At 67.3% G+C, this 11,810-nt stretch carries 14 protein-coding genes; 7 read left to right on the top strand and 7 right to left on the bottom strand.

Features of this window, described 5'->3' with window-relative positions:
• A partial coding sequence (locus A5651_RS21325) for an FAD-dependent oxidoreductase (RefSeq protein ID WP_197496716.1) occupies positions 1 to 415 on the bottom strand: 415 nt, incomplete at its 3' end.
• 65 nt (positions 416 to 480) lie between these two features.
• Between A5651_RS21325 and A5651_RS21320 the strand changes: the two genes are divergently transcribed.
• A complete protein-coding gene (locus A5651_RS21320) occupies positions 481 to 960 on the top strand; it encodes a gamma-glutamylcyclotransferase (RefSeq protein WP_066985664.1) in 480 nt (159 codons plus the stop codon).
• Here A5651_RS21320 and A5651_RS21315 read toward each other — a convergent pair.
• Together A5651_RS21315 and A5651_RS21310 are read right to left on the bottom strand one after the other, a co-directional pair.
• Positions 957 to 2,126, bottom strand: coding sequence for an amidohydrolase (locus A5651_RS21315; RefSeq protein WP_066985662.1), 1,170 nt, complete (start codon positions 2,124 to 2,126; stop codon positions 957 to 959). The two genes, A5651_RS21320 and A5651_RS21315, sit on opposite strands and share 4 nt — an antisense overlap.
• A complete protein-coding gene (locus tag A5651_RS21310) occupies positions 2,123 to 3,307 on the bottom strand; it encodes a M20 family metallopeptidase (RefSeq protein WP_066985660.1) in 1,185 nt (394 codons plus the stop codon). Before A5651_RS21310 ends, A5651_RS21315 begins: the two co-directional genes overlap by 4 nt.
• Before the next feature lie 38 nt (positions 3,308 to 3,345).
• Here A5651_RS21310 and A5651_RS21305 point away from each other — a divergent pair, with 38 nt between their 5' ends.
• The gene (locus A5651_RS21305) at positions 3,346 to 4,140 is read left to right on the top strand and encodes a purine-nucleoside phosphorylase (protein ID WP_066985657.1); all 795 of its coding nucleotides are present in this window, start codon (positions 3,346 to 3,348) and stop codon (positions 4,138 to 4,140) included.
• Here the strand turns inward: A5651_RS21305 and A5651_RS21300 are convergent.
• A complete protein-coding gene (locus A5651_RS21300) occupies positions 4,086 to 5,213 on the bottom strand; it encodes an AbrB family transcriptional regulator (protein WP_231988778.1) in 1,128 nt (375 codons plus the stop codon). The genes A5651_RS21305 and A5651_RS21300 overlap by 55 nt on opposite strands.
• A gap of 90 nt (positions 5,214 to 5,303) precedes the next feature.
• On the opposite strand from A5651_RS21300, the gene A5651_RS21295 reads away from it, so the two are divergent.
• Together A5651_RS21295 and A5651_RS21290 are read left to right on the top strand one after the other, a co-directional pair.
• Positions 5,304 to 5,762 carry a MarR family winged helix-turn-helix transcriptional regulator gene (locus A5651_RS21295; protein WP_066985651.1) on the top strand — a complete coding sequence of 153 codons (459 nt, stop codon included), beginning with the start codon at positions 5,304 to 5,306 and terminating at the stop codon, positions 5,760 to 5,762.
• Positions 5,759 to 7,405 (top strand): phospho-sugar mutase, encoded by a 1,647-nt coding sequence (locus tag A5651_RS21290; protein WP_066985648.1) that lies wholly within the window; start codon positions 5,759 to 5,761, stop codon positions 7,403 to 7,405. The genes A5651_RS21295 and A5651_RS21290 overlap by 4 nt, the downstream gene beginning before the upstream one ends.
• On the opposite strand, the gene upp is transcribed toward A5651_RS21290, so the two are convergent.
• On the bottom strand, positions 7,402 to 8,025 hold the full coding sequence (upp, locus tag A5651_RS21285; protein ID WP_066985645.1) for a uracil phosphoribosyltransferase: 624 nt from the start codon (positions 8,023 to 8,025) through the stop codon (positions 7,402 to 7,404). The genes A5651_RS21290 and upp overlap by 4 nt on opposite strands.
• A gap of 53 nt (positions 8,026 to 8,078) precedes the next feature.
• Here upp and A5651_RS21280 point away from each other — a divergent pair, with 53 nt between their 5' ends.
• The gene (locus A5651_RS21280) at positions 8,079 to 8,366 is read left to right on the top strand and encodes a hypothetical protein (RefSeq protein WP_066985640.1); all 288 of its coding nucleotides are present in this window, start codon (positions 8,079 to 8,081) and stop codon (positions 8,364 to 8,366) included.
• A gap of 2 nt (positions 8,367 to 8,368) precedes the next feature.
• Positions 8,369 to 9,463, top strand: a complete 1,095-nt coding sequence (locus A5651_RS21275; protein WP_066985637.1) for a C40 family peptidase — start codon at positions 8,369 to 8,371, stop codon at positions 9,461 to 9,463.
• Here A5651_RS21275 and A5651_RS21270 read toward each other — a convergent pair.
• Positions 9,436 to 9,984, bottom strand: a complete 549-nt coding sequence (locus tag A5651_RS21270; protein ID WP_156663102.1) for a TetR/AcrR family transcriptional regulator — start codon at positions 9,982 to 9,984, stop codon at positions 9,436 to 9,438. The two genes, A5651_RS21275 and A5651_RS21270, sit on opposite strands and share 28 nt — an antisense overlap.
• 117 nt (positions 9,985 to 10,101) lie before the next feature.
• On the opposite strand from A5651_RS21270, the gene A5651_RS21265 reads away from it, so the two are divergent.
• Positions 10,102 to 10,821, top strand: a complete 720-nt coding sequence (locus A5651_RS21265) for a hypothetical protein (RefSeq protein ID WP_066985632.1) — start codon at positions 10,102 to 10,104, stop codon at positions 10,819 to 10,821.
• Between the two features lie 216 nt (positions 10,822 to 11,037).
• Here the strand turns inward: A5651_RS21265 and A5651_RS21260 are convergent, their stop codons facing one another.
• Positions 11,038 to 11,805: a DUF4239 domain-containing protein gene (locus tag A5651_RS21260; RefSeq protein WP_066985629.1), complete on the bottom strand. Its 768-nt coding sequence runs from the start codon at positions 11,803 to 11,805 to the stop codon at positions 11,038 to 11,040.
• Between the last annotated feature and the right edge of the window lie 5 nt (positions 11,806 to 11,810).

The raw sequence follows: 11,810 nt of genomic DNA, 5'->3' as shown, positions 1-11,810 counted from the left end.
TGCCGTCATTGGTGGTGACCTTGACGCGATGGTGGGCCATGCCGGGAGTGTCGTCGACCAGCTCGCCGCGGCCCGCGACGACGTTCACACCGGCGCGCAGCAGTTGGCTGCCGATGTCGGCGGACTGCGACCGGGCCAGCGTCTTGACGCGGGTATGGATCTGCGACAGCGAGATCTTGGCGTCTTCGATCGCGATGTCGAAGCCCAGCGGGTTGGCGCGGCGCAGTTCGGTCCGCACGCCCGTCGACGCGATCAGCGTTTTCGAGGGAACGCAGTCCCACAGCACGCAGGCCCCGCCGATGCCGTCGCTGTCGACGACGGTGACCTCGGCGACCTCACGACCGCGGGCCGCGGCGACCAGCGCCGCTTCATAGCCGGCGGGCCCGCCGCCGATGATCACGATGCGGGTAGCCACCGCCCCAACCTAGCCAAGCGCGCCGTTGATCGCCCACACGTGAAACGAAGCCTTAGGCTTTGCGCGTGCCGATATACGCCGCTTACGGGTCGAACATGCATCCCGAGCAGATGCAGCAACGGGCTCCGCATTCTCCGATGGCGGGCACGGGTTGGCTACACGGGTGGCGGCTGACCTTCGGCGGCGAGGACATCGGCTGGGAGGGCGCGCTGGCCACTCTCGTCGAGGATCCGGACTCGAAGGTGTTTGTCGTGCTCTACGACATGACGGAGGCCGACGAGCAGAACCTCGACCGCTGGGAGGGGTCCGAGCTGGGCGTGCACAAGAAAATCCGGTGCCGGGTGGATCGGTTGTCGTCGGACACCACCACCGATCCGGTGCTCGCCTGGCTGTATGTCGTCGACGCGTGGGAGGGTGGCCTGCCGTCGGCGCGCTACCTCGGTGTGATGGCTGACGCCGCTGAAATCGCCGGCGCGCCAGAGGATTACGTGCGCGATCTCCGCAACCGCCCGTCGCGCAACATCGGCCCCGGCACCACCGGCTAGAACGCTGCGGCCTGCTCGACGATGTTCACCAGCGCGCGAACGCCCACCGCCAGCGCGCGCTCGTCGATGTCGAAAGTCGGCTGGTGCAGGTCCAATTGCGGGCCGCGGCCCGACCAGACACCCAGCCGCGCCATCGCACCGGGCACCTCTTCGAGGTACCACGAGAAATCTTCGCCACCTCCTGATTGTCGGGTGTCGGCGAGCACGTCGGGCCCGATGGCCTCGATCGCGTGCGTCAGGATCCTCGTCGAGATCTCCTCATTCACCACCGGCGGCACCCCGCGCTTGTAATGCAGGGTGTGCTCGATGCTCAGTGGCGCCAACAGCGAGGTGATGATTTCGCCGACGATCGCTTCCAACGTCAGCCAGGTGTCGCGATTGGCTGTGCGCACCGTGCCTGCGAGCATGCCCGTCTGCGGAATGGCGTTGGCGGCGACCCCGGCGTTGACGGCTCCCCACACCATCACCGTGCTGGTGCGCGGGTCGATGCGGCGCGACAGGATCCCGGGCACGCCGGTGATCAACGTGCCGAGCCCGTACACCAGGTCACCGGTCAAGTGGGGACGCGACGTGTGCCCGCCCTGGCTGTGCAGGGTCACCTCGATATGGTCGGCGGCCGAGGTGATCGGTCCCGGGCGCACCGCGACGCGCCCGACGGCCAGCCGCGGATCACAGTGCAACGCGAAGATCCGCGACACCCCGGTGAGCACGCCCGCGGCGATGGCGTCGATCGCGCCGCCGGGCATCAGCTCCTCGGCGGCCTGGAAGATCAACCGCACGCCGACCGGCAACTCGGGTACGGAGTTCAACGCCAGCGCGGCGCCGAGCAGCACCGCGGTGTGCGCATCATGGCCGCAGGCATGCGCGACGTTGGGCACCACCGACGCATGCGGCGATCCGGTGCGATCGGCCATCGGCAGCGCGTCCATATCGGCGCGCAGCGCGATGCGCGGGCCGTGCTCGGGTCCAAAATCGCATACCAACCCCGTCCCGCCCGGCAGCACTTTGGGGTTCAGCCCGGCGTCGGCCAGCCGCGACGCGACGAACTGCGTGGTGGCGAACTCCTGGCGCCCTAACTCGGGGTGAGCGTGAATGTGCCTGCGCCAGGCCACCAGATCGTCGTAGTGTGCCGCCAACCAGCCTTCCGCGGCACCGGCGAGGTTCATGACGCCACCCGCTTCTCATGCGCCGAGAGCACACGTTCGCGCTCGGCAGGCGTCTCGGCAAGGGCAACGACGGTGCGCGCCAACATGATTGCGCCCTCGACCACTGCCTTGTCGCCGCTCGGGCTTACGGCCGCTGTCGCGAAGCCGGGCTGATGCACCGACGCCCCGTCGGCCTCAACGCCGACGATGGGATGGATGCCCGGCATCACCTGCGTGACATTGCCCATGTCGGTACTGCCCAGCGGCACACCCGCCTCGAACTCCGCGGCGAGCGGCTCGCGGCCCAGCCGCACCATCTCCGCACGGAACACCTCGGCGAGCCAAACATCCGGCGCCAGTTCGTCATACGGCGGTTCGGTGGATTCGATCTCATAGTCGCAGCCGGTCGCGACGGCGCCAGCGAGGAAGCAGTCGGCCATCCGCCCTTCGAGGTGACGCAGCGACGCGCGATCGTTGGCGCGCATCGTGTACCGCAGGACGGTGCGGGCGGGGATGACGTTGGTGGCCTGTCCCCCGTCGGTGACGATGCCGTGCGCCATCTGGCCGGGGACGAACTGCTGGCGCAGCAGTCCAATCGCGTTCTGCGCCAACGTGATGGCGTCGGCGGCATTGATACCGAGATACGGTGCGACAGCGGCGTGCGCCTCTCGGCCGCGGTAGGTGACCTCGACCTGAGATAGCGCCAGCGAGCGTGCCCGCGCAATGTCGATCGGGCCCGGATGCACCATCACGCTCGCGACGATGTCACTGAAGACGCCCGCCTCGAGCAGCAACACCTTGCCGCCGCCCGCCTCCTCTGCGGGCGTACCGAGCAGCACCACGGTCAACCCGAGATCGTCGGCGACATCGGCCAGCGCGAGCGCCGCGCCGACTGCCGAGGCCGCGATGATGTTGTGACCGCACGCGTGCCCCAGCCCCGGCAGCGCGTCGTATTCGGCGCATACGCCGATCACCAATGGGCCGCTGCCGTACTGCGCGCGGAACGCGGTGTCCAGCCCACCAGCCGCGGCGGTGATGTCGAAACCACGCTCGGCGACCAACGCCTGAGTCTTGGCACAGCTTTTGAACTCGGCGAAGGCCAGCTCCGGCTCGGAGTGGATGGAGTGCGACAGCTCGATCAGATCGCCACGACGCCGGTTCACCGCGTCCTCGACGCTGACGGCGGCGGTGGCGGTGGGCATCTTGGCAGTATCTCACTGACGGCTAAGCTCCCTAAACTGTGACCGATCCGGATGCGGTAGCCCGGCAGGCCGCCGCGGCCATCGGCGAGCGCACCGGCGTCGACGCCCACGACGTCGCGGTCATTCTCGGTTCGGGATGGGCGCCCGCAGCCGCCGAGCTGGGCGCACCGACGGCTGTCGTCCCGGTGGCCGAACTGCCCGGCTTCACTCCCCCGTCCGCTGAGGGACATCGCGGCGACGTCATATCTGTGCGCACCGGCAGTCATCGCGTTCTGGTGTTCGTCGGACGGGTTCACGCCTACGAAGGACATGACCTGCGCCACGTCGTGCATCCGGTGCGGGCCGCGTGCGCGGCCGGGGTTCGAACGGTCGTACTGACCAATGCCGCGGGCAGCCTGCGGGCCGATTTCACGGTGGGCCAGCCCGTCCTGGTCAGCGATCACCTCAACCTGACCGGTCGCTCGCCGCTGGTCGGTCCCCGGTTCGTCGACCTTGTCGACGCCTACTCGCCGCGGTTGCGCGCGCTGGCGCGCGAGGTCGATCCCGACCTGGCCGAGGGCGTCTACGCCTGTCTGTCTGGACCGCACTACGAAACCCCGGCCGAAATCAGGATGTTGCGCATACTGGGCGCGGATCTGGTGGGCATGTCGACGGTGCACGAAACGATCGCCGCACGCGCGGCCGGCGCCGAGGTGCTTGGAGTGTCGCTGGTGACCAACGCCGCGGCGGGGATGACGGGCCAGCCGCTGGACCATGAAGAGGTGTTGGCCGCCGGGCATCAGCCGGCGACGCGGACGGGTTCTCTGCTGGCTTCGGTGATCTCGCGGCTCTGACGGCACGCACGGCGCTCGGTCAGCTTGATCACCGTGCGTGCCAGCAGCGGGGCGGTGAAGAGCATCAGCAGCACTCGCAACACCTGGGCGGCGATGATGAACGTCACGCCCGATCCGGTCTCCACCGCGATCGCAAGCACGGCATACACCCCGCCGGGACTGGTGGCGAGGTACCCCTCTAGTGGCGTTTTGCCCGTAATGCCGGCCAGCAGCACGCCGAAGCACGCGGTGGCGACGCCGAGCACAAGGATCAGCGCGATGGCGGCAGGCAGCAACCGACCGACGGCGCGCAGCGATTCCCGGGTGAAGACGACGCCGGCCTGCCAACCGATCACCATGTAGCCGATCTGAACCAGCGCGTCGGGGACCGAAAGGCCGAACGACCACCCGCTGAGCTCCAGCGCCACGGTCAATGCCAGCGGGCCGAGCAGGCCGCCGCCGGGCATGCGGACCAGCCGGCCGACGGCGCCGCCGGCTACGACCAGCACGGTCATCAGTGCGATGCTGAGATACCAAGGCGCCGAGCCGTTTTCCGTGACTGCCAGCGCATGGTGGCTCCGGTCGGCGTGATAGATCAGGGTGACGACCACAGGCATCGACGCGGTCACCAGCGCGACCCGCAGATATTGGACGACGGCGACCACGCGGTCGTCACCGCCGAGCTCGCGGGCGATCGCGACCAGTCCCGACGCTCCACCGGCGACGAGCGCCAGCGAGCCGGTGAGTGGAGTGACGTCGCGGTGCAGCCCGAGCAGCGCGCCGGCGAGGATGCTGAGCACCAGCGTGGCCATCGCGACGGCGAGCACGATCGGCCAGTCCGGGCCCAGCGCGCTGACCGCGTCGCTGTGCACCATCGTGCCGATATAGACGCCGAGCACCCCTTGCGCGGCAATGCCTGCGCGACGGGGTATACGGGAGGGAGCGAGTGCCGGAAGCGCCAGCGCGACGCCGACGACCAGCGCCGCGAACAGGGCGGCCGACGGGACACCGAGCATGGTCAGCGGGACGGTGACCGCGACCGTGACCGCGACGAGCAGCACCCATTTGGCCGCTTGCATCAGTCGCTGTCTCATCACTATTACAAGTATGCTCGTAATATTTCGGGCCTGCAACGCGGCGTTTCAGGCATGGCAGTGTGATATTTACCAAGGTATAACTTAGTTATGACCGACGAACGCGAAGGATCGGCGGCCACCGAGCTGCGGGAGTCGATGATGGCCGTGACCCGGCAGATGCGCCGCCACCGACCCGATCACGGGCTGACGCTGTCGCAGCTGGAGGTGCTGGGTGAGGTCAGCCGTACGGGGCACAGCACGCCCGCCGAGCTGGCCGCACGGCTGCACGTGCGCGTGCAATCGCTGACCGACAGCATCAACGAGTTGGTCGGCCGCGGGCTGGTATCCCGGCGCCCCGACGACGATGACCGACGCCGCCAGCTGATCGAAATCAACCCGGCGGGTATGGCGCTGCTCAACGACGACCGCGCGGAGCGCGACGCGTGGCTGCACGCCACCATGCGCGACAACCTCACCGACCTCGAGTTCGACTTGCTGATGCTGGTGGCCCCGGTGCTGCGCAAGCTGGCATACGCGGAGCGCAAAGTGGGCACACTGAGCTCATGACGAGGGGTCCGTCACTCACATCGACCGCACGTGAATGGATCGAACATGATCCGGATCCGGAAACCAGGGCAGAATTGCAGGCCTGCAGCGACGAGGAGCTCGAAGGACGATTCGCGCGCCCGCTGACGTTCGGCACCGCCGGAATGCGGGGCCCGATGCGCGGCGGTCCCGACGGCATGAACCTCGCTGTCGTCCTGCGCACGACCTGGGCCGTGGCTCAGGTGCTCAAGCAGCGCGACCACGCGGGGTCGCGAGTCGTCGTCGGTGGTGATGCCCGGCACCGCTCGGAGGAGTTCGCGCTGGCGGCCGCCGAAGTCCTTGCTGCCGAGGGGTTCATGGTGACGCTGATGTTCGCCGCGGTGCCCACCCCGATCGTGGCCTTCGGCGCCCGACACCTGGGCGCGAGTGCAGGCATCCAGATCACCGCATCGCACAACCCGCCCTCGGACAACGGTTACAAGGTGTACTTCGACAACGGGGTCCAGATCGTCGCGCCCACCGACCGGGAAATCGAAACCATGATCGGCAAGGCGCCACACGCCGACCAGATCGCGCGCAAGGCCGTCCAGACATCGGGGATGGACCTCGTGCAGCGCTACGTCCATCGCGTGTCGCATGTGCGGCGCACTCACGGCTCGGCGCGAATCGCCGTCACGGCCATGCACGGCGTCGGCGGCGAGTACGCCCTCGACGCGTTCGTGCGTGCGGGCTTCTCCGACGTCCACGTGGTGGAGAGCCAGTTCGCACCCGATCCCGACTTCCCCACCGTGCCGTTCCCCAACCCCGAGGAACCCGGCGCCGCCGACGAGCTGTTGCGGTTGGCCGCCGAAACCGACGCCGAGGTGGCGATCGCGCTGGATCCCGACGCCGACCGGTGCGCGGTCGGAGTACCCACACCCGACGGGTGGCGACTGCTCACCGGTGACGAAACCGGTTGTCTTCTCGGCGATTACATCTTGTCGCAGATCGATCCCGGTGAAGTCAGCGAACACACCGTGGTGGCCAGCTCCGTGGTGTCGTCACGAATGCTGGCGCGCATCGCCGCGGCGCACGGCGCACGTCACGTCGAAACCCCGACCGGCTTCAAGTGGCTGGCGCGCGCCGATGCCGACCTGCCGGGCAGCACATTGGTGTACGCCTACGAGGAGGCGATCGGCTACTGCGTCGACCCGTCCGCGGTCCGCGACAAGGACGGCATCAGCGCCGCGGTGTTGTTCTGCGACCTGGTCGTCGCGCTGCGCGAGCAGGGACGCACCGTGCTCGACGCGCTCGACGACCTCGCCCGCATGCACGGCGTGCACGTCACGACAGCCGTCTCGCGGCCGGTGTCCGATGCCGACGAGGCGGCGCGGCTGATGACGCGCCTTCGGTCGAAGCCGCCGAGGAATTTATGTGGTTTCGACGTGACCGTAACCGATCTGGCGGCTGTGCAACCGTATGAACAGCGAACCGACGCGGTGGTCGTCGAGGGCGACGACGGGCACACCGCCGTGCGGGTGGCGGTGCGACCCTCGGGTACCGAGCCGAAGGTCAAGTCCTACATCGAAGTTCGGCGGGCCTGCGTCGACGGTGCGGTGACGGCGGCCCGCGCGGAGGCGCAGCGCGTCGCCGACGAACTCGCCGAACTCGCCGGCACCTTCTAGCGGGGCCCGAACTGCCGGTCGCCCGCGTCGCCCAAACCGGGGACGATGTAGGCGATGTCGTTGAGCCGCTCGTCGACGGTGGCGGTGAAGAGTTTGAGGCCGGGCGCCACCTTTTCGATCGCCGCTATCCCCTCGGGCGCCACGACCACACAGATCGCGGTGATGTCGCGAGCATTCCGGTCGTGCAACAGCCCGATGGTGTGCGCCATCGACCCACCGGTCGCCAGCATCGGGTCCAGTACGAAAACCGGCTGGGCGCTGAGGTCGTCGGGCAGCGATTCCAGGTAAGGGGTCGGCCGATGGGTTTCCTCGTCGCGGGCGACGCCGACGAAACCGACGTGTGCTTCGGGGATCAGCGCGTGCGCCTGGTCAACCATGCCGAGCCCGGCGCGCAAGACCGGAACCAGCAGCGGCGGGTTGGCCAACCGCTTCCCGACGGTGTCGGCCAACGGTGTGCGCACCGCGACGTCTTCGGTGGCCGCGTCGCGGGTCGCTTCGTAGACGAGCATCAACGTCAGGTCGCGCAGCGCGTGACGGAATGCTGCGTTGTCGGTGCGCTCGTCGCGCAGGGCGGTGAGCCGCGCCGCGGCCAGCGGGTGGTCCACGACATGGACATCCATGGCCCGACCATAACGTCGGGGAACCGTTCGGCGCGCCTGATCGTCGTATCGCCATGCTCGTCGATACACACGCCATCCACACGCTCGGTGCCGACTGCTCGAACCACTCCGACGACCTGTCCGTTGCCGCCACGACGCTGAGCTCCCTGCCGGGCGCCGGCGCGGCGACGGCGTTCGGTCCCGTCGGCGCCGCGTTTCTCGCCGTGCTCGCCGACGCCGTCATGGTCGAGGCACGGGCGGTCGCCGCGCTCAGCGAGGATCTCGCGTCAGCACACGGGAAGTCGGGCGCGCTCGCCGACGCGTATGCCGCCGCCGACCGGCGTGGCAGCCACCTGCTTTAGCCATGCCCAGCGGGTTGATCGCCGCGCTGTCGGCGCCGATACGTGACGTGGCTGCGCAGGTCGGGCCGGGGTGGTCGGACGGCGGGGATCCGACCACCTCGCTCACCGAGGTGCGAGATGTGCTGGCCGACGTCTCAGCCGCCGCGCGCGCCAGTTGGGGCAGGGCCGCCGACGGGTGGACGGGCGCGGGCGCCGACGGCGCGGCAGAGTTCGTGTCGGCTACCGCGGACGCGGCCGACAGGTTGTCCACTCGCATCGACGAACTGAGGTCGGGTACCGCCGACGCCGCCGGCGCGGTGGGACGAGCGCGGACGCGGCTGCGTGAGATCATCGACCGTTTCGAGGAACACGCGGCCGCCATCGAAGCACGGATCGACGAACCCGGCGCGGCGGACGAGCTACGCGACGAGGCGCGCCGCGCGCTGAACGAGGCGGTCACCATCGTCGACGACCTCCGGTCGCAGCTCGATCGCCACGCCGCTGGCATCGCGGCGCCGTCGGCGTCTGAAGTGCCACCGCATCCGTCGGCGGCCGCGCCGGCGACGGCGCCGGCCGGGTTCGCCGCGCCGGCGGGGGCGGGTCGCGGTTCGGGGGCAATGCCGTCGAGCTTCGGCGGTCCGCTCGGTTCGGCTGGCAGCGGTCCGGCGCCGGCCGACGCCGAGCTGACCGGGCTTGCGCTGCCGGATCCCGATCAGTTCGGGGATGGGGACGCCGTCACATTGCCCGACGGAAGCACCGCTCTGGCGCCGAATACCCTGGCCGCCAACGCAGTTCGCTATGCGCTGACCCAGCTCGGAGTGCCCTACTCGTGGGGAGGAACGACGCCCGGCGTCGGTCTGGACTGTAGCGGGCTGACGCAATGGGCGTACCACCAAGCGGGTCTCGATCTGCCGCGGCTGGCCCAGGAGCAGGATCTCGGCGCCGCGGTGCAGCAGAACGCGCTGCGGCCCGGTGACTTGGCGGTGTGGGACGGACACGTCGCGATGGTGGTGGGCAACGGTCAGATGATCGAGGCCGGCGATCCCGTACAGTTATCACCGATCCGAACCACCAACGCAGGGCAGGGTTTTCAGGGATTCTGGCGCCCGACGGCGTAAGCGGCGATGGTGTTTCGCACCGACCGATCGAGTAGCCTATTGTCAATCGGACGGTCGAGCAGCAACAGACGGAGGTAGGCCGGGGCGACGAGAAGCTCGATCACGTCGCCCGGATCGGTGTTCACCGGCAACTCGCCCCGCTCGACAGCCCGATCAATTATCTGCGCACTGCCCGCAAACCGACTGCGCCAGAAATTATTACGGGCTCCGACGGCCTCCGGATTCGACCCCTCGAGTGCCACTGCAGTGCGCAGGATCCGCTCGATTTCCGGCCGGCGTAGCAAGTCGAGGATTTGCGACAGCAACGCACGCAGATCCGTTTCGAGCGATCCCGTGTCCGGTATCGAGTTCTCGGCGCGCGCGAGGTGTGCGATCGCTGCTGCCGCGAGGTCGTGCGTCGTCGGCCAACGCCGATAGATGGTCGTTTCGGCCACCCCCGCGGCGCGGGCGACTTCGCGCACGGTCAACCCGTCATATCCGCCGTCGAGGATCTGGGCCAAGGCGCTGTCGAGGACCTTCACGCGAACCTGCTCGGAACGGCCTCCGGGACGACGCGTAACCACCACACCTCCGTTTTGACGCGCGACAAGCGTCAGCGTAGCGTCACTAATGCAACTTTTGTAGCGTTAGGGTCGACCATGTCGGATCCAGTGATAAAAGCCGAGATCAACCGAAAAATCGTTAGCCGCGACCAGGTCCTGGCGTGGGAGGACAGCCGAATTGCGGTGGTGGCGAGGAAGCTAGGCGCCAGCGTGCCGAGCGGCAGTCTCGCGACCCGTCGCGAGGTTCTGTTGCGGAGCAAGCTCGATCTCGGTCCCGACGAGATCAGCAATCGGTTGAGTCGCCAGACCCGACTCGCGGAGGTCATTGCGCGAGCAGGAGCAGGGGTAAGCCACAGACGCCGAATCAGCGCCATCAATTTGTCGGTCAAAGGTGGCACGGCTGAACAATTCGTCGAGGCCTTCGAAACATGGAGCGAAACATCTGACGAACTCGTGTTGCTGCGAGCTTGCCCTGACCACTTCGTAATCCGCACTTGCGCCGACGGTCGACAGGAAGTGCTGGAAAGGACCGGCGGTAGTCCGTTGCCATCCTTCTTCTTCATCGATTACCAGAACGTCTCATCACTGGTCACTCCGGCTGAGCCGGAGTTTCCTCATCAGATTGCCGGGGTCGCGACGACTTCTGACGGCGCCGCGATCGGCGGAGTGCGTCACCAATTTCGAGATACTTCGGATGGATTCCGTGCTCGCTTAACTGTAGAACTCCCGCTGCCGACACTGGGCAGGATGGTGGCCGGGCACCGTTGGCACCTCGCATGTGAATTCTCCAACTGGATCGAAGCGGCTTTCGGATGAACAAGCTGCGCTGGGATTGATACCCGGATAAAGCTGGTGATTCGGGCAAACTGTCACCGATTCGAAGCACCAACGCGGGCCGGGGTTTTCAGGATTCTGGCGACCGACTGGATGAGGGACGCTGCATCTCCTAGGCCCTTTGTATGTCTCCCTCGAAACCGAGCGAGGAGTGATATGTGTTCGGGCGCACGCGGCCGACGCCCGTAGTTCGTGGCACTAAATGGAGCCGGCAGCCACACTCAGCGGTCCCATGTTGACCGTGATTCCACCCCCAAAGGGGAAGTCCAACATCAACACTACGGCGACAGACAGTGCGGCGAGGAACGCCCAGGCATACATGAGGTAGGGCGGTTTCACGGTCAAGGCAGACAATCCCACCGTGACCGCGAGCAGTGTCCCGGACAAGACGATGAGCACTATCAGGATTGGCGGGAGCGATCGCTGCGCTACCGCAGTTACCTTACTTTGGGCGGCCGTCAAAGATGCAGCCGCCGACACCATTCCGCTCGCCTCGGGGTTGGTGTTCCCATTCCCGTATGCCACTCTGTGCACACTGTTCTGCAGAGCGTCGAATGTTTCGGCGGAGGGCAGCGTCGAAAATTCTCCAGCCGCGAGCGCTGGTCCATCCTTAGTCACGACTGTGTTCAGGTAATTGCGCAGGTTGCCATTGACCTCGTCGGCCCCAGCTTTGTCCTGGATCTCACTCGTGACCCAAGAAAGTTGCTGCGCAGAGGATGCCTGGAGGTCGACCGCGTCCTGACCAGCGCCCACCGCGGACCAAGTGATCGTGATCGCAAAGCCGATTAGAAATGCAAAAGTTGCACCAAACACGCTGAGCAGCTTGCCTGCGTGGTCTTCGACCTGATTTCGCCGTTCCGCCGAAGCCACGCCGAGGCCATAACGGCAAATGCCGCTGATGACGGTAAAGTACACGAACCCGAAGGCGATCAGCAGCCAGGGAGAATCAGACAAGTAGGCTCGCACATCTA

This window comes from Mycobacterium sp. 1274761.0, from assembly GCF_001668615.1.
Classification (GTDB): domain Bacteria; phylum Actinomycetota; class Actinomycetes; order Mycobacteriales; family Mycobacteriaceae; genus Mycobacterium.
The sequence above is the reverse complement of the archived record's forward strand: the minus strand, read 5'-3'. Positions and strand labels throughout refer to the sequence as shown.